A 17517-nucleotide genomic window follows, 5' to 3' on the forward strand; every position below is an offset into this window, starting at 1 on the left:
GACGTGGAGTTTACGCCTTTGGCGCGCCGTGCGGTGGCGATGGCGGCACGCCGTCCGGTGACGGGGAGGTCGGCGCGGCAGCGCCGCCTTCACGGAAACGCGGATCCTGCGCGGCGTCCTCGATCGCTTCCTCGACGGCGCCGCGCTGCTGATACAGGTAGTCCTGCACCGCCAGGCACAGCGTCTCGCAGCCTTCGCCGGTAAGCGCGGAGATCTGGTACGTCGGGCCATCCCATTCGAAACGCTTCAGGAAGTCGGCCACACGCCCGGCGCGCTCGTCCTCCGGCACCATGTCGACCTTGTTGAGCACCAGCCAGCGCGGCTTGTTGAAGAGTTCCTCGTCGTACTTCTGGAGTTCGAGCACGATGGCGCGGGCGTCGGCCACCGGATCGACGCCCTCGTCGAACGGCGCGATGTCCACGATATGGAGCAGCAGGCCGGTGCGCTGCAGGTGACGCAGGAACTGGTGCCCCAGACCGGCGCCCTCGGCCGCGCCTTCGATCAGCCCCGGAATGTCGGCGATGACGAAACTCTTGCCCGGCGCCGTGCGCACGACACCGAGGTTGGGATGCAGCGTGGTGAACGGGTAGTCGGCAATCTTCGGCCGGGCGTTGGACACCGACGAAATGAAAGTGGACTTGCCCGCGTTGGGCATGCCGAGCAGGCCGACGTCCGCGAGCACCTTGAGCTCGAGCTGGAGCATGCGGCGCTCGCCGGGCTTGCCGTCCGTCTTCTGACGCGGCGCGCGGTTCGTGCTCGACTTGAAGTGAAGGTTGCCCAGGCCGCCCGCACCGCCGCGCGCGAGCACGACTTGCTGACCGTGTTCGGTCAGGTCGGCGATGACTTCGCCCGTGTCCATGTCGCTGATGATGGTGCCGACCGGCATGCGCAGGAAGATATCGTCGCCGCCCTTGCCGTAGCAGTCCGAGCCCCGGCCGGATTCGCCGTTCTTCGCCACGTGCTTCTTCGAATAACGGTAATCGATGAGGGTGTTGATGTTGCGATCCGCCACGGCATACACGCTGCCGCCGCGACCGCCGTCGCCGCCGTCGGGTCCGCCGAAGGGCACGAATTTCTCCCGGCGCATCGACGCCGAGCCATTGCCGCCGTTCCCGGCGATCACCTCGATACGCGCTGCGTCAATGAATTTCATGGTTCCGTTCCGCTTTATCGACCGTCTGCAGACGATCCTGACGCTATTCCACACCCATCCGCCCGTGCCGGCCTTTCGCGGCGCGCGCACGGAACGAAGGGGACAAACAAAAAAGGCTCCGCATGGGAGCGGAGCCTTTTGGTGGCAAAAGGCTTGGCTTACGCTGCCGGCACCACGCTGACGTACTGCTTCTTCGCTGCGCCCTTGACGGCGAACTGCACATGACCGTCGGTCAGTGCAAACAGCGTGTGGTCCTTGCCGATGCCGACGTTTTCGCCGGCGTGCATGCGCGTACCGCGTTGGCGAACGATGATGCCGCCAGCCAGGATCGCCTGACCGCCGTACACCTTCACGCCAAGGCGCTTCGACTCGGAATCGCGGCCGTTACGGGACGAACCGCCTGCTTTTTTGTGTGCCATGACTTAACTCCTTACCTAGCTCGATCGATTAGCCGTTGATGCTGTCGATGCGCAGCTCGGTGTAGTTTTGGCGATGGCCTTGACGCTTTTGGTAGTGCTTGCGACGGCGCATCTTGAAAATCTTCACCTTGGGGTGACGACCTTGGGCGATAACGGTAGCCTTGACGGAAGCCCCACTGACCAACGGCGCACCGAACTTAATCGATTCGCCCTCGCCAACGGCGAGAACCTGGTCGATGGTGATTTCAGCGCCAATGTCAGCCGGTATCTGTTCTACTTTGAGCTTTTCGCCAGCAGCAACCTTGTATTGCTTGCCGCCGGTTTTTATGACCGCGTACATTGTTGAACCTCACTCATAAACAAGAGAATTTCCGTGCGGGCCGAGAGGTCCGGAGAGGACTCGTCTTGCCGGCCGCCCGCATCGCTGCGACCCCTGGCGCCCGCCATACCGGAGCATTTCGGGGCCGGTCGCGACGAATGTGCGCACGAAAACCGGGGATTATACAGACTTTCTCCTTTTGCGTCAAAGACTTCCGTGAAACCAGTCATTCCGCGGGGCTGGTGCCCGAAAGTTGCCGCGCCCACTATATAATTTGGGGCGAATTTTTCCTCACCCGAGCCTTGTCTTGACTGCTTCGACTTCTTCCCAGAACGTACTGGCCGCCATCGCCGACGACATGCGTGCCGTCGACCAGCTCATTCGTGAACGGCTGGCCTCCGAGGTGGTCCTGATCAACCAGATCTCGGAGTACATCATCAATTCGGGCGGCAAACGACTGCGCCCGGCACTGCTCCTGCTCGTGGCAGGCGCTCTCGGCGTGACATCGCAGGCGCGCTACGAACTGGCCGCCGTCATCGAATTCATTCACACGTCCACGCTGCTGCACGACGACGTCGTCGACGAGTCGGACCTGCGCCGCGGCAAGCAAACGGCCAACGCGCTGTTTGGCAACGCGGCGTCGGTGCTCGTTGGCGACTTCCTGTATTCGCGCTCGTTCGAAATGATGGTGAGCGTGGACAACATGCGCGTGATGCAGATTCTTGCGCGCGCGACCAACGTGATCGCCGAGGGCGAAGTGCTGCAGCTTCTGAACATGCACGATCCGGACGTGGACGAGGCGCGCTACCTGCAGGTCATCAAGTACAAGACGGCCACGCTGTTCGAAGCGGCAACGCAGCTCGCCGCCGTGCTGGCCGACGCCGACGCGCCAACCGAAGCGGCCGTGCGCGAATACGGCGGTCGCCTGGGCACGGCCTTCCAACTGATGGACGACTGGCTCGATTACGCCGGCGACACCGATGCGATGGGCAAGAACGCCGGCGACGATCTTCGCGAGGGCAAGCCGACCCTGCCGCTCATTCATGTGCTGCAGCATGGCACCGAACAGGAACGCGCGCTCGTTCGCGAAGCGATCGAGAACGGCGGCACCGACAAGTTCGAACCGATTCTTGCTGCGATCACACGAACGGGCGCGCTCGATTACACGCTGGCTCGCGCGAAGGAAGAGGCCGATGCAGCCGCACGAATTATTTCTGCGCTGCCCTCTTCCAATTACAAAAATAGCCTGCTAGAATTATGTTCTTACTCGATAGCGCGACGCACTTAACAAAGCGAAGCAGCCGTATCGAAGCGGGGTGTAGCTTAGCCTGGTAGAGCGCTACGTTCGGGACGTAGAGGCCGGAGGTTCGAATCCTCTCACCCCGACCAGAATTTCCCAAAAGGATCAAGGACTTATCGATCCTTTACTAGCTCACTGTTCATGTCGAGTTAGAGTAAATCCTACATCTGGTTGTCCCAAGAATGTCCCGTCGATTGACGGGACATTTTCTTTTGTACTATCTTCCCTTATGTCGACATTCATGCCTCGCCGGCATTCGCGGCGAGGGCTTCGATGTTCGATTGGCGACCATCTACGCTGGGTCGCCCGGTCGGAACCACTGGCGGCTACCAGTCTCTGACCTGCAGCAAAACCGTCTAGGAGCAACCTTTTAAAAGGTGCATCTAATGCATGGTTTTGCTCGTCTCAAGAATGACGCACCCCCGCGCGTCATCTTCATCGAAGAGCTTTCCGAACTCATCGGAAAAGCGCCGACGACCATTCGTACTTGCGCGACAAACGCGAAGTACCTGCATCTAATCCCTCGCCCTTTCAAGATGCCCAACAGCCGGCGGTTGTGCTGGTGGGAAAGCGACGTTCTTGCGTGGATCAACGCCAGTCAGGAACTGCCTCTCCCTACAGCCCGGCGCCCGCGCGGCCGCCCGACGAAGGCGCAACAGGTTGCCTGGCAGCGCCAAGCGATGGAATCGCGGTCCCTCCCGCAGGGGGCGCGATGAAAATTGTCCTGCGAATTGATCCCGATGCATGGCGCGTTGGCTTTGAGGCTGGCGAAACCGGTCGACCTATGACGCCATGCCCCGCCAGTCTAGACGCCCTCTCTTACTTTTCCGGCTGGATCGAGGGCGAAGCCAAGCGGCAAGGTTACGAATACAGCGCAGGGACCGAGGGATGAATGCTTCGCAAGACAAGGACGTGCGCCGCTCGCAACGGCCGCGCCAACCCCACCAGCCAGGAAACATCTTCAGCACCGAGACGTGGTCGCGAATACAAGAGCGGACTGCGCGCGAACTCGCACGGCCTCGCCAAATGTTCCTGCCCGGCCTGGAGCCAACGATGCGGGCAATGCCGAATCATATTGCCCGAAGCAGCCTGTTTGCCCCTCTGTCGAAAACTCGCCGACGGCAATTCCTTAACGATTACCCCCTGATCAGTCGGAGCGACGTGAAGATCAAGTTCACTGGCGTCCAACTCGACGAAAGCCAGGCCGACGTCTGGATGCAGCTCATGCATGTCGCCTCGGCCTCCCCATTAGGCAAGCCGTTCAATGTACAGAGCGCATCAATACTCGAAGCGATGGGCCGGCAAGTCGGCGGAGCCGAGTATCGATGGCTTCGACGGGCCGTGGAGGCACTCTACAAGGCCACATTGATCATCGACGTCGTCAACAAGTACCGCATCGGTGACGGCGATTCCAACGGCGACGGGATACGAATGATCGATCGATTCCGATACGACGCGTCGCGCAAGCAATAGCCGACGCCAGCGGTGCGATCAGTTTCATCAAGGGCGCGCTGGATGGTGCCGGGCCGATCATCATGATGATCATCATTGCCGCGCTGTTGCTCGGCCTCGGCCTGTCAACTTACCTGCCGATGGTGCCGTTCGTCATCTGGTTCGGTGCCGCCGTAAACTGGCTCGTCGTTGTCGGCGAAGGCGTGATCGCAGCCCCGCTGTGGGCAATCACGCATCTCGGCGGAGAGGGCGACGGCCTCGGCCACAAGACTGCCCACGGCTACATCTTCCTCCTGGAAATGATGGTTCGTCCTATCCTGATGGTGATTGGCTTCTTCCTCGGAGGCGCGGGAATTGTTGCCGGAGGAACGTTGCTGAACGAAGGGTTCGGCGTCGCCCTCGCCAACGCGCAGTTCGATTCGCTGACCGGTATTGGCTCGATTCTGGCCTATTGCACGATTTATTTTTCGATGTGTCTCAACCTCGTGCATAGCTGCTTTAATCTGATCTTCCTGGTGCCGGACAAGGTGATCAACTGGGTCGGAGGTCACTCGCCGGCTATGGTCGGCACTGACCACAGCGATCGGACCAAGGCTGCGGTCAATACCCTGCTGGCAAAATTCGATATTCGCCCGTCAGGTGGCAATGGCAGGCGCCCACTGGGCGGGACGAATCCTTCGTCCAAGTCCGATGGCATCAAAGAATAGGAGAATGCAATGCGATTGCTGAGACTTGCATCTGAGCTGTTCTATATTGCGACGTCCGTGCTGGCCGCGCTCCCCATGTTCATGTATTCGGTATGGGGCGGCAGATTCCTGCACTCAGGCACGGCCCTTATGGCAATGGTTGCATCTGTCGCGTGGGTCGCGGGCGGCCTTCTGCTGTTATCGAAATGGCGTCGATCACGCGACAGCGACCTGCGAAAGCTGATCGCGTCGATTGCGCCGAGCTTCCGGCCGCAAGTCGAACTTGCCGACTATCTCAATACGCGGTATGTCGGCATTGACACCGTGACGGGCAAGGCCGTTGTCATCGATCGGGAGAAGAACGTCGCAAAGTACGAGCCGACCACGTACATTCAGAGCGCCGAAGTGAGCGACGCCGGAGATGCGGTTCATTCCACATTCACGTTCAGCTTCCGGGACTTTGCCAATCCTTCGATGAAGATCCGCGTCAACCGACTTCACGCAGAAGACACTAGCGTTCGTATTCGGTATGCCCTGGAGCACGCGGCGTAGCGGATGGATACTAACCGACCGGGCCTAACGGCCCGGTCTTGCTACGCAACGCTCGTACAACGCGCACGATCTCATGCCCGGCAAGCCCTGCCCAAACCTGCTCGAGCAGCCCACGCAAAGGGACCACATCGGCCGTGGCCAGTCGACGTAGTCTGGCACGGAAGGTCAGGCGGGCCGTGCGAGCAATCCAGCCCGCCCATTACCCAAGGCACCGGTAAACGTCTCAATGCGAGCCAACCCGGCAATGGCAGAAGGCGGATCCGAGTTCTCGATGACGATTACCTGCACGTGCTTAGCGAGACTCGCGAGGTACTTGTAAAAATGCTCTGCGAGCGAACTAGCTTTGAGCGCGGCCTCGTCCGGCGACAAGTCACCGTCTCGCCGAAGTCAAACAAGGTTGTTGAGTCAGGACCGACAGCTGGTTTTTCGCCCTCTCGCCTAGTGGGCGTAGCGCTGATCTCCGCCCGTCGCGCGGCCAGGTTCGCGCGACGCTGATAAAGGTCGAGCACCTTGAGGATCGCGATGCGCTTTGTATTGTACGTCTCGTAGCTTTCCCGAAGCGACGCTTCTTCAGGACGCAGTCCCTCTATGGAAGCGTCGAATTTTTCAGTATCAGCCGCGAGCTTGGCGATGGTCCTGCGTAGTCCAGTGGCCTCCGCCTCAAGCGAGGCGACCACGTGGGCCAGCTCTCGCTGCTCACGCTCGATCTTGCGAGCTTCGGCGGCAGCGGCGGTATGCGCCATCGAGATTTCGTCCGCTGCGTGGTTGTGTGTTTGGGCATCTGGCGGAGCACCACAGACAAGGCAATCACGCCCGGCCATGGCCATCAACACGTACCCGCCTTCCTCAATGGATTGCAGACGCTGCAGATCAGAGTTGTAGACCGCCTGCAGCTTGGCGAAGCGCTCCAGCGTCAGCTCCAACTCGCCAATGCGTTCTTGCAATTCGCCACAACGCTCAAATGTGGCACGGCGCTCAAGCACGAGGCTGTCCAGTTGGCCTTGTACGGTCTGCAACCGTGTGAGCAGTCCGTCGGCACTAAATTCGAGCCGCTCAAGCTGCTCGTCGGTCTCCTTTTCGTCCGGGGGCTGCTCACCCAGTTCAGCATCAATCTGAGCAAGCAGTTCGTCGACCAACTCAATCTTCGCGGCCTTGGCGACCTTGCGCTCCGTTTCCTTCGGAACCGTCACAGCGGCCGCATCATCGTTACCCGTGAGGAGGAGCTTGAAGAGGTTCTGCTCGAAGGGACGCTCTGACGGATTTCCCGAAAGATAGACCGGGCTGACCTCGGACATGATGTCGTCCTCAGCCACTACGGCGTACTTCGATAGCAGGCGGATGGACAATGAGTCCTTTTTGCCGTTGCCGTCACGCACGACCCACTTGTTGGCTAAACCAATTGCGTCAAGTAGCCGATGCGAGACGGTATCGGTGCGCTTGTGGTCGTGCTTCTCGCGCAGCAATTCGCCATTGCCGGTGGGTGTGCCTTTGTGCAGGCCGGCATAGAGCTTGAGATGTCCACCGCGCGTCGCCCGATAGAGCGTGAAGTCGCCCTGATCGCCTAAGGTGATGCCGAGCCAAGCACCATCATAGGCTGCGATCTCCTCGGTCTCAGGCAGGCTCGTCGACGCGCCGAGCATGAACAGAATGGTCTTCGACGCAAAAGACTTTCCGGTATTGGATGCGCCGAAGACGATGTTCAAACCTTCGTCGAACTCAAGTTCGGCGATCTCGACGTTCGGGCCAGTGAAGACGAGATGACGCAGACGGATGCCGTTCATTTCAAAAGCCTCGGAGGCAACGCGTCCATATGAAATTCGGCGGTCCAGCGCCCGATGCGCGATTCGATCAGCGCTCTCATCTCTGCGGTCTCCATGTCCGCGAAGCGATTCGCCATCCATCTGGCGCGGTCTTTGAGCGCAAGCGAGTATGTGCGCCGGAATGGACATCGAGCACTCCGTGGTAAATCTCATCCTTAAAGTTCTTCAAGTACCCATCAGGTGTGGAATCGCGGTAGAACCGATCAAACGCGACCGAATCGAAGAAGCGCGTGCGCTGCGCGCGCAGATGCGGTCCGAACTCTGGACAAGCAAGCGCCGCCGCCGCGTCCGGATAGACTCCCGGCCCCTTCTCTTCGTAGACCTTTAGAAGCTGGCCGATGTAGGCCGACTCACTGGCCTGAATCTCGTCCGGCACCACGCCCCTCGGCCCAGGCCCCGGGTCAGCGCCAAACCACGCCACCAAAGCGGGCTTGCAGGAGGGATCGTTGACGAGGCGATTCGCGTCGAGCCAGTCCACCTTCGTGAAATCGAACGATCGGATCTTGGTCTCAATCTCGGGAGTCAATTTCACGATCTGGTTCTCCACGAGTTCGCCGGCGATATCGGCGTCCCATCGGTCCAGGAAGGCCTGCCTGAATTGCTCGGGATGTGCGACAAAATGCCGGACATTCCTTACGACACCGAGTGGCGCGACGTAAAAGTAGGCGCGCGGAAGTGCAAACCAGCCCTCGGCCGAATGTTTGAAGATCTTGCCGAGTTCAATGAAGGCTGACGCCTCGGACAGCTTCGAGCTAAGCTGCTTACATTGGAAGTTGTCCCATGGACCTTCCATGCGGCGGTCGGTGACGTAGCCTGTTGCATCGCGGCCCATGTCACCCGTGCCCCGCCACAGCTCGTGGCTGTGGTAGTCCTTGCAACGCTGAGCGAGCCAGTCGTTGACGAACTCCTCAAGCTCTGATGGCGAAAGCGCGCAGATCTGGGCAGCGTGATTGATCCGCAAAAATTGGTCCCCCGATGTACCGATATATATGGTTTTGAGTCGGTGCTGGTTGCCAATGATACTGTTTGCCGTGAAGTCGGTACAGACGGCTTTTACGTGCAACAAAGACAGTAATCGTGCCAGAAGGCTCCATTCATGCGCCAAACCTGCATTGCGGCCGGTAAAAGCCCACACTCCCAGGCTCAGCGCATGAAGGACATTATTGACGCCAGCTGGAGCACTTCGATCCGCGCCTTGGCCTCGTCATCTGTCATGATCAGTACCCTGCTTCCTTCTGGTGTCGCACGGCCAAAATCGTGACGGTATCGCCATCGAGGCGGTACCGAGCCACATAGCCACTATCCCCAAAATCGATAAGCCACTCCCGATACTGTTCAGGCAGATCTTCTATGAGCCGCCCCATTCGAGGGTGGGCACCGAGAGCCTGGACGCCGCGCCTAATCGCTTCGCCGGCCCGCCTCGCAGCATCGGGATTCTTCGGCCTCAGGAATTCGCGAAGCCGTTGCATGTCCCCGATCGCCGCCGGCGCAAAGATTACTTGTGGCATTCTGGCGGAGGCAGTTCGTCGTCAGTTCCCCAGCTCGCGAGCCACTTGTCCACTTCCTCCGCGGTCACGTGCAGGCCCGTCGCCTGAAATTCATCCCATGCCTTGAGCGTGTCCCGGTTCAGCGCCTCGCGCTTTTCCTCGCGCTCGACGTACTGCTCAATGGCTTCGCGCATGATCCAATGCGGGGTACGCCGGCGCGCCTCGGCCAAGTGCTGAACCCGCCCTTTCAATTCATCATCAAGCTTGATGGATGTTGCCGTAACCATGACACGGCCTCCGTAGCAAAAGGTAATACCTGAGACTACTATAGACCGAAACGCTGACTTCGTCCATGGCGCCCCAATATTCAAGGCGACGCACCGCCCTTTCGGGGCTTGCGGGGACGACGGGGCGTTTGCTTCGCTGCGGCCGCTGCTTTGGCACGCCGCAACGCTTCTTGCTCGCCGTCTCGAAGCCGGGCGTCAATTCCATGTTCCACCATAAGGGCGATCGCGCGTCGCTTGAATTGTTCGCTGCCGGTAAGCTCGAACGCGCCCCCGTACTTCTCCGCAGCCAATCGCAGAGCCGTCGTGATCGGAACCTCGTCGCTGGCCCCTTTGGCGAGCACGTCGATGCGGCGGCCGAGATCAATGAAAGCGTCCCGGCCATCGTCCCAGCGATAGACCACCGCTCCGTCCCGCCGGACACGGAAATGCAGCCCATCAGTGACGTTTCGTGCAACCGGATCGACATCATCAGCGTGGATAACGCCGTCCGCATCATCATTGGCCACGGCTCGCCCTAGCTCTCGCGCGCGACGCTTCTCACTGTAGACAAAGCCCCGTAGCTGGCCGATAGCCGCACTGTCACCGGTGGCCGCCTGTTGCTCCACCCATTCGCGATATGACAGCCTACGATTCGTCGGATCAGCGTACAGCGCCTGACGCTCTTTGCGGATCTCGCGCCGCAGTCGATCGCGCTCCCGCAGCGTCTCGAATGCGACGACGCTGTACAGCACGTTCCGGGCGGCGGCGTCCGTGACGGTCTCTTGGATTTCACGGCGCTTCCGCCCAGCGGCTTCGCGGATATTCAAGAAGCGCTGCCGCACAGTAGCCGGGTCTAGTCGGCGATATACGAACGCTTCCTTGTACTGACCGTACCGGGCGCGCAGTTCACGTCGGGCCGCTGCGCGCTCTTGCCTGTGCTCCTCACGGATCTTTGGGTCGCGTTTCAGCGGTCGTTGCTTGTCGTAGGTCAGAACGGCCTCCGTCGTCGACGCGGACGGCTCGAACGCGCCGAGCCGTTTGATCAGCCGCGCTCTACCCAGCTCCTGGTGCATATCGCTGGCCTTGATCGGTGTTGTGTCGGCGGAGTTCAGGTCGTAAATGGCGAAACCCTGACGAAGCGAAACTCATGGGGCTATCCGCCTACGTCGAGAATCCTTGGCGCCTACCCCGGGCAAAGCAACGACATTTGATGAAAAACACGGCCACAAAGGAAAACTCATGGTGGCTGTCATTTGGTCCGATCTCCGCCAGTGCGATTACGCGAGTGGAATATAACGGTCCCACTGGATTCGTTGACTATGAATTCGAGATTCACGGGAGGCGGCCATTCCAAGACGCGGGATTTGTTGCGCCCTGCGCAGCGACCTTGCAATCTCTGCGCCCTTTGATGCACTGCCAACATCCTTTTGAAATCCCGAAGGCCTTTGCGTTCTGCGCGGACCCGAAACAAGCCGCATGCGTGGTCATTCGAGGTGGCGGCAAAGACTATGTTTTTGACCTGGTAAATGGCGCTCCGTTGTATGGCACGAGCCACCCAAACGGTCCTGCGCTATCTGCCTGGGTGCGGCAGCACTCGTCCGAACTGTTGGATTGCTGGGCCGAAGCCGTTGACATCTACAAGACGTATTACCCCAGTGCGGGAACACCCCGCTCCCAACGGCAACTCAACCCGTAGGGCGAAAAGCAAGAAGCCCGCGTCGAAAACAGCACCTAAGCGGGTTCAGGGCTCCTTGGATGCTGCTTTCTACAGCTTCCGACCTCCTCGGAGATTCAAGTCCAGCCGCTCCCCGTCCTCAAGGGCCGTCGGCGATATACGACCCTATCCACAGGCTGTAGCTGGTAGAAAAAGGTAGAAGAAAGGTAGAGGTTCCATTACGGCCCGGAGAGCCTTTACCAGCAAGGCTCTTTGGGGCAGTAGCGGAACGCTATCCCGAGAAAGCGGAATGCTATCCCGACATGCCGGCACGCTATCCCGATGACAGTGGAACGCTATCCCGAAGCCCAACCGGGTTGTCCACAACTCGCCGCTTGAAAGACGTTTCCTGTTATATTCTTCCCAGGCTGTCGTCGCCTGCCGCACGCGCCCTTCGGGGCATGACGAAGACGATGTGTCAACGCACCTACCCCATTCCATAGTCCTTGTTTTCGATGGGCGGTCCGCAAAGCGTGCACCGGATTTGCCGCCCAGGAGAAAGCAATGGATACGCAGCAGTTGAAGCTGCTGGCCGGGCTCGTCCGCGGCCTTTTGCAGCGCACGCACCCCTCCCTTAGTCATGGCCAGGCGCTCGATCTAATCGCAGCACTGCCCGGGCTTCGTAACTGGCCCGAGGTTATGGCGTTCCCCGAACGTGTCGCCGCCACCGAGTTGGATACGACTTCGACCAACCGCCTAGCGTTCCGGATCAAGAAGCGCTTTGCGGTGGACGTGACACCGCAGGAATTGCTTGTCGCTCTATCGCCGCCCGGTGCGGTCGTCGCCCGCAGTGCCCCGCAGATCTGGCCGACGGGCCCCGTCCCGGGTGTCTACGTCACAACCTCCTCGGACGCGATCGACGCCCTGCTGGAAGCGTACGAGGACGCGACCGACGGCGCGCTGGTCTACGCCGAGAGCGCAGGCAACGGATGGTCCGGCAGCATCGACTTAGGCGACTACGGGTTATGGTCGTCGGGCCTCGATCGGGTGCCCAGCGGCACGCTGCTGGTCGTCGGGCCGCTCAAACTCGATCAGCAGTCGTGGAACGACGCTGGCGAGCGCCTCGAAATGGCCTGCAACCACGCCCTGAACTCTGGGCATCGCATCGCGGTTCTTCTCGATACCCCGACGCCGGAAACCATCAAGGAGGACGTCCGGTTGATCGTGACGTCACGCCCCAACCACACGGACCACGACACCGCGTTGATCGGCGTCGTCACCGACGCGGGAGAGCTGGAAGCGATCACTCCGTTCGCTCGGCCATGGCCACGCATCGAGCTGGTGCCCACCGTGGCCACGACGGAGTCGTTTCCGGCCTCCGTTGTTGGTCCGCTGCGCGACGCCTTGGCGGGCAAGACGAGCGGCCTTGTGCTGTTCGGCTCGGGCGCCATCGAAGACCACGCTGCTATCCACCTGGTAGCCGCATCACTCGCCCTGACCGAACACGCGGGCCCAGCCGTTCGTGTCATGCCCCGTCACCGCTCCACTCCGTCGAAGGACTGGGACGTTCCCGACGCCATCCGGGCACTGCCGTATCTGCCCTCAATCGAAAGCGCCTACGCCCGAGGGTACCGCCGGATCGTCTACACGCCGAGCTACACCCATTCGGACCGGCTGCTTGAGGCCAGCAAGGACGCGTTGCTCATCAGCGGGGCTTACGGCAGCGACCTCTCGCAGGTATTCATGGCCTCCGCCCGCTACGGTAACGCCAAGGAAGAGGAAAGCCTGCTGAGCCGCATCATCGCCATCGCGACCACGGTCGACATTCCGACGAGCAGCGGCACCGCCTCAGTCGCCGACCTCTACATCGCCGACGGGCACGACGTTGGGATGCTGAAGCGGTTTAAGGAGGTCGATGAGTTCCTGACCGCCCACCGCCTGTTGCGATGGGAGGACGAGCTGACCCGATTGCTCAACACCGGTACGGTCACGCATGAGGCCGTTAAGGAAGCGTTCCCGCGCAGCCATGGGATTGAGACGTTCCTAGCGAAACACAAGGCCCAACGCTCGCGTCAGACCGCGTGAGCACAGTTGCGCCCGGTGTCAGGCAAAGCGCCGGGCGCAACGGTTCGAGCACACAAAATCGGGGAACACTGTGGACGTGGCCTGGTTTCCGAACTGCCGACTGCTCAAGGCGTCAGTCGACACCGTGGAGCGCTTCGTCGCATGGCTCGACGCGACCATCGAGACCAAGAATCTGACGGCCGCCGCGTATATTCACCAATCCTGATGGGTCGCTAGTCCAGTTTCTTCGCTAAATCCTCTGCACGTGGGTGGTAATACCGCTTTAGCATCCGCAAATCGCGATGTCCTGTCACAGCTGAAAGCTCCAGCACATTGGAGAGCTTGTCTGCCAGACGCGACGCTGCCTCATGGCGGGTATCGTGGAAATGCAAGTCACTGAGAAATCCTGGGAGAGGCACCCTTCCAGCTTCCTCGCAATCAGTTGCGTATTGCTGCTGTGCTCTCTCAATCGCCCGCGCGAACCCCTTCCGGAGCGCCATTGCGGTAGTAGCTAAGACGGGACCGACGGCACGTTCGCCAGTTTTGTCGGCGATATACGACGGTAGCGCCTTCAAGATGTGGGTAGCCCGTGTCGAAAGCGGCACCGTTCGCGCGTCCCCATTTTTCGTATCGGGCAAGTAAGCAGTGCGTCGCTCGAGATCAACGTTTTCCCATCGCAGTGATAGCAGCTCTCCGCGTCGCATTGCTGTTTCAAGGGCCAGTTCGACGAGCGGCAGCAGCCAAGGATTCCGCGCACCCTTGCTGAAGGTTCCATCCTCCCGTCGCTCACCACCCGTCAGCGCGGCCATCAGGTAGCGCTCTTCGTCAGGTGCCAGCCGGCGATCCCGCGAGCGCGCCTTTTCCGGCCGCTTGATGTACGGAACCGGGTTTTCAACATGGATGCCCCACTCTCGCCGCGCATGGTTTAGCACCGTCGAAAGCACGTCGATCTCCCGGTTGACCGTTGCCCCAGTCACCTCCTTGAGTCGGCGATCGCGCCACTTCGCCAACGCGGCGCTCGTGACGGCGGACATCTTCAGTTCCACGAGTGCCTTGTCGCGCAGCAGCACGTCGATCTTGACGGACTCGATCGCGGACGACTTCTTTTGCGGCGTAACATCCTTCTGATACCGCCGGAGCACCTCCGCAAGCGTGTTCTTCTCCGCCTCGCGACGATCAACGAACCCTGAGGTCTCCAACTCTCGCTCGACGGTCCGCACCCACTTCTCGGCGTCCTCTTTGTACATGAAAGTGCGCGATTGCTGCGGGAAGCCCTTCCGTCGTACCTTTGCCTGCCACTGTAGATCGCCTCGCTTGGTAATCGTGCCCATCCACCGCTGTCCCAAATTTGTCCCAACAAATACTACGATGGCGACATTAACCCCGTCAAACCGTCTTTTGGCTGACGCGTTCGGGACGTAGAGGCCGGAGGTTCGAATCCTCTCACCCCGACCAGGATTTACTTTGCTCTCAAGCAAAGCAGAAAAACCGCCGGACCTTTCCGGCGGTTTTTTTATGTCCGCGCGATTACCCTTGCAATGTTCCGCACGCACGGCCCGGGCAAGTGCGACCGTCTGACGAGTCCCGTCCGCATGTCGTCCGGAACGGTTCCGTCCGGTACTTCACCGTCTCTGGCGCGCAAATCTCCTCTGATATAGTGGCAACTCATTGTCACGCTCTGCGCCGCGGGCGCACTTCATCGCTTGGAATCCTTGCCCTTATGGGCGCAGATTTGCGCCGTCGCCCTCCTGATCATCTGCTCGGGATTTTTTTCGATCTCCGAAACGAGCATGATGGCGCTCAACCGTCATCGCCTCAAACATCTCGTGCGCATGAACGTACATGGCGCCAAGGCGACCCAGAGCCTGCTCTCGCGCACGGAGGACCTGCTCTCGACGATTCTCGTCGGCAACAACGTCATCAACACGGTCGTGCCGGTGCTCACGACGTCGATCGCGGTGCGCTACTTCGGCAACGACGCGATTACGCTATCGATCGCCACCGCGCTCATTGCGTTGCTCATCATCATCTTCGCCGAGATCGCTCCGAAAATCGTCGGTGCGACTTATCCGGAACGCATCGCCCTGCCGGCGAGCACGCTGCTTGGCCCCATCGTCGGCATCGCCAAACCGCTCGTGTGGATCCTCAACGGCTTCGTGCGCGGCATGCTGCGCGTGATGCGCATCGACACGCGTCGCGCAGCAGGCGAAGCCCGCCTCACCACGGAGGAATTGCGCACCATCGTGCTCGAGGCCGGCAACTACATGCCGACGAAACCGCGCAGCGTGCTGCTCAACCTGCTGGATCTGGAGAACATCACCGTCGACGACGTGATGGTGCCGCGAGCGCGCATCGAGGCGCTCGACATCTCGGCGCCGCTCGACACGATCCTCACGCAGCTCGAGACCTGCTACCACAACAAGCTGCCGGTCTACGACGGTGACATCGATCGCGTGGTAGGCATTCTTCCCGTGCGCCGCACGCTCGCTGCGCTGCGCCACCCCGACGAGCTCAGCGTCGATACGCTGCGCGCGCTGCTCGTGGACCCGTATTTCATTCCGAGCGATACGCCCGCTCTGCGCCAGTTGCAGTACTTCCAGGAGAACCATCGCCGCGTGGGCCTGGTCGTCAACGAATATGGCGAAGTCGAGGGCCTGGTGACGACCGAGGACATCATCGAGGAGCTCATCGGCGAGTTCACCACGAGCGTGCCGGGCGCGGGCGGCAGCCGCTCGGGGTGGACGGCGGACGGCGACTGCCTGGTGAGCGGCGGCGTCGGGCTGCGCGATCTGAATCGCCGCCTCGGCCTGCATCTGCCGACCGACGGCCCCAAGACGCTCAATGGCCTGATCCTCGAAGTGCTGCGCGAGATTCCGGAGGCTTCCGTCAGCATGGAGATCGGCGGCGTGCGCATGGAAATCGTGCAGATCGACAACCAGGCGATCAAGACCGTGCGCCTGTTCAAGCCCAAAGCGCGTCCCGCGTCGCACGAGTAAGCGGTGGCCGCCCACTGCCCGTGACACCCGCCCATTTTTCGGGCAATTCCGATTGAGCGGCGACAGGGTTTTGACGAGACTGAAGGTCCACGTCTCACTCGCAGAACCCTGCCATGTCCTTGCCGACCGCTCCTCCGTCAGACGCGACCGTCCCCGCCGCCGCAGCTCCGGCACCTCCAGCACCCCCAGCACCTCCCGCGCTCACCTCGCACGCGCCGCCCCGGGACGGCTCGCCGTTAGCATTTCTGGAGCAACTGCTCGGCGAAGCGATTCGGGCGGGCGCGTCGGATGTGCACTTCGAACCCATGGCGCAGCGCTTTCGCGTGCGGCTGCGCGTCGACGGCCGCTTGCACGAGCACGTCGACGTTCCTCAGCCCTGGCGCGACATGCTCGTCTCGCGGCTCAAGGTGCTCGCCAATCTCGACATCGCGCAGAAACGCTTGCCGCAGGACGGGCGCATGGTCTGGCGAGAAGCGGGAGAGCCGGTCGAATGCCGCGTCAGCACATTGCCGTCGCTGCACGGCGAGAAGCTCGTCGTGCGGCTGCTCGATGGCGCGAAAGTGCCGCTCTCGCTCGAGGGCCTGGGCTACACACCGCAGCAGTACCTCGCGCTCACGCAAGCCATCGCCCGACCGCACGGCATGATCCTGCTGACCGGTCCCACCGGCAGCGGTAAAACGGTCTCGCTGTACAGTTGCCTGCGACGGCTCAACGACACATCGCGCAATATCGTGACGATCGAGGATCCGGTAGAAATCCGTCTGCCGGGTATCACGCAGGTCAATCTCAACGAGCGTGCCGGGCTCGATTTCGCGACCGCCCTGCGCGCCTTTCTGCGACAGGATCCGGACGTCCTGGTCGTAGGGGAGATACGCGACGCGCAGACGGCCGAGATCGCCGTGCAGGCCGCACAAACCGGGCACCTCGTGTTTGCCACGGTCCACGCGAACGATGCGCCCAGCACGCTCGCGCGCCTGTTCGACCTCGGGGTCGCGCCATTCAATCTATCATCGACGCTGCTGCTGATCAGCGCACAGCGGCTGCTCAGGCGCCGCTGCCCGGCAGGGTGCGAACCCGGACGATCCGCGCGGCCGCAACCCTCGGCACCCGCCCCGTGCATGCGATGTCATGGCTCGGGCTACGCGGGACGGATTGGCGCGTTTCAAGTCATGCCCGTCAGCGCCATTCAGGCGATCAACATCGCGCAGGCGCGCAGCCCGCACGAACTCGCGGCGCAAGCGCAGAGCGAGGGCGTCATGACCTTGCGCGAAGCCGGTCTCTGGCATGCCGCGGCCGGCACGGTATGGAAGGAGGACGTCGATGCGACGACCCCCGCCTGAAGCCAGTGC

General features: G+C 61.2%; 17 protein-coding genes and 1 tRNA gene. 9 read left to right on the forward strand and 9 right to left on the reverse strand.

Annotation, left to right across the window (positions count from 1 at the left end):
* Window positions 1-10: 10 nt before the first annotated feature.
* From cgtA to rplU, 3 genes are all read right to left on the reverse strand, one after another.
* Window positions 11-1153: an Obg family GTPase CgtA gene (gene cgtA / locus PNO31109_RS19845; protein ID WP_150557174.1), complete on the reverse strand. Its 1143-nt coding sequence runs from the start codon at window positions 1151-1153 to the stop codon at window positions 11-13.
* Between the two features lie 158 nt (window positions 1154-1311).
* Complete coding sequence (gene rpmA, locus PNO31109_RS19850; RefSeq protein ID WP_150557175.1) at window positions 1312-1572, reverse strand: 50S ribosomal protein L27; 261 nt, start codon at window positions 1570-1572, stop codon at window positions 1312-1314.
* Between the two features lie 28 nt (window positions 1573-1600).
* The gene (gene rplU, locus PNO31109_RS19855; protein WP_010803930.1) at window positions 1601-1912 is read right to left on the reverse strand and encodes a 50S ribosomal protein L21; all 312 of its coding nucleotides are present in this window, start codon (window positions 1910-1912) and stop codon (window positions 1601-1603) included.
* A 337-nt stretch (window positions 1913-2249) separates the two neighbouring features.
* Here rplU and PNO31109_RS19860 point away from each other — a divergent pair, with 337 nt between their 5' ends.
* The 5 genes from PNO31109_RS19860 to PNO31109_RS19885 all read left to right on the forward strand — a co-directional run bounded on the left by PNO31109_RS19860 (window position 2250) and on the right by PNO31109_RS19885 (window position 5881).
* Window positions 2250-3179 carry a polyprenyl synthetase family protein gene (locus PNO31109_RS19860; RefSeq protein ID WP_241013689.1) on the forward strand — a complete coding sequence of 310 codons (930 nt, stop codon included), beginning with the start codon at window positions 2250-2252 and terminating at the stop codon, window positions 3177-3179.
* 24 nt (window positions 3180-3203) lie between these two features.
* A tRNA-Pro gene (locus tag PNO31109_RS19865) sits at window positions 3204-3280 on the forward strand.
* 799 nt (window positions 3281-4079) lie between these two features.
* Complete coding sequence (gene trfA, locus PNO31109_RS19875; RefSeq protein ID WP_174966480.1) at window positions 4080-4664, forward strand: plasmid replication initiator TrfA; 585 nt, start codon at window positions 4080-4082, stop codon at window positions 4662-4664.
* 38 nt (window positions 4665-4702) lie between these two features.
* Window positions 4703-5350, forward strand: a complete 648-nt coding sequence (locus PNO31109_RS19880) for a DotA/TraY family protein (RefSeq protein ID WP_241013688.1) — start codon at window positions 4703-4705, stop codon at window positions 5348-5350.
* Between the two features lie 9 nt (window positions 5351-5359).
* Window positions 5360-5881, forward strand: coding sequence for a hypothetical protein (locus PNO31109_RS19885; protein WP_150557179.1), 522 nt, complete (start codon window positions 5360-5362; stop codon window positions 5879-5881).
* Window positions 5882-6159: 278 nt separating this feature from the next.
* Here the strand turns inward: PNO31109_RS19885 and PNO31109_RS19890 are convergent, their stop codons facing one another.
* The 5 genes from PNO31109_RS19890 to PNO31109_RS19910 all read right to left on the reverse strand — a co-directional run bounded on the left by PNO31109_RS19890 (window position 6160) and on the right by PNO31109_RS19910 (window position 10527).
* Window positions 6160-7662 carry an SMC family protein gene (locus PNO31109_RS19890; protein WP_206111209.1) on the reverse strand — a complete coding sequence of 501 codons (1503 nt, stop codon included), beginning with the start codon at window positions 7660-7662 and terminating at the stop codon, window positions 6160-6162.
* A 76-nt stretch (window positions 7663-7738) separates the two neighbouring features.
* The gene (locus tag PNO31109_RS19895; protein WP_206111210.1) at window positions 7739-8836 is read right to left on the reverse strand and encodes an ABC-three component system protein; all 1098 of its coding nucleotides are present in this window, start codon (window positions 8834-8836) and stop codon (window positions 7739-7741) included.
* Window positions 8837-8918: 82 nt separating this feature from the next.
* On the reverse strand, window positions 8919-9209 hold the full coding sequence (locus PNO31109_RS19900) for a type II toxin-antitoxin system RelE/ParE family toxin (protein ID WP_024429387.1): 291 nt from the start codon (window positions 9207-9209) through the stop codon (window positions 8919-8921).
* A complete protein-coding gene (locus PNO31109_RS19905; RefSeq protein WP_004541313.1) occupies window positions 9197-9475 on the reverse strand; it encodes a CopG family ribbon-helix-helix protein in 279 nt (92 codons plus the stop codon). Before PNO31109_RS19905 ends, PNO31109_RS19900 begins: the two co-directional genes overlap by 13 nt.
* 80 nt (window positions 9476-9555) lie before the next feature.
* Window positions 9556-10527: an LPD7 domain-containing protein gene (locus tag PNO31109_RS19910; RefSeq protein ID WP_241013670.1), complete on the reverse strand. Its 972-nt coding sequence runs from the start codon at window positions 10525-10527 to the stop codon at window positions 9556-9558.
* A gap of 1145 nt (window positions 10528-11672) precedes the next feature.
* On the opposite strand from PNO31109_RS19910, the gene PNO31109_RS19920 reads away from it, so the two are divergent.
* Together PNO31109_RS19920 and PNO31109_RS22325 are read left to right on the forward strand one after the other, a co-directional pair.
* Complete coding sequence (locus PNO31109_RS19920) at window positions 11673-13193, forward strand: hypothetical protein (RefSeq protein ID WP_150557180.1); 1521 nt, start codon at window positions 11673-11675, stop codon at window positions 13191-13193.
* A gap of 76 nt (window positions 13194-13269) precedes the next feature.
* Entirely contained in the window at window positions 13270-13398 is a 129-nt protein-coding gene (locus PNO31109_RS22325; RefSeq protein WP_277396631.1) for a hypothetical protein, read from the forward strand.
* A 7-nt stretch (window positions 13399-13405) separates the two neighbouring features.
* Here the strand turns inward: PNO31109_RS22325 and PNO31109_RS19925 are convergent, their stop codons facing one another.
* A complete protein-coding gene (locus tag PNO31109_RS19925) occupies window positions 13406-14503 on the reverse strand; it encodes a site-specific integrase (protein WP_150557181.1) in 1098 nt (365 codons plus the stop codon).
* 372 nt (window positions 14504-14875) lie between these two features.
* On the opposite strand from PNO31109_RS19925, the gene PNO31109_RS19930 reads away from it, so the two are divergent.
* Both PNO31109_RS19930 and PNO31109_RS19935 read left to right on the forward strand, forming a co-directional pair.
* On the forward strand, window positions 14876-16168 hold the full coding sequence (locus tag PNO31109_RS19930) for an HlyC/CorC family transporter (protein ID WP_150557182.1): 1293 nt from the start codon (window positions 14876-14878) through the stop codon (window positions 16166-16168).
* Between the two features lie 113 nt (window positions 16169-16281).
* The gene (locus tag PNO31109_RS19935; protein ID WP_150557183.1) at window positions 16282-17508 is read left to right on the forward strand and encodes a GspE/PulE family protein; all 1227 of its coding nucleotides are present in this window, start codon (window positions 16282-16284) and stop codon (window positions 17506-17508) included.
* The last annotated feature ends 9 nt before the right edge of the window (window positions 17509-17517 follow it).

It is taken from the genome of Pandoraea nosoerga, assembly GCF_902459585.1.
Lineage (GTDB): Bacteria > Pseudomonadota > Gammaproteobacteria > Burkholderiales > Burkholderiaceae > Pandoraea > Pandoraea nosoerga.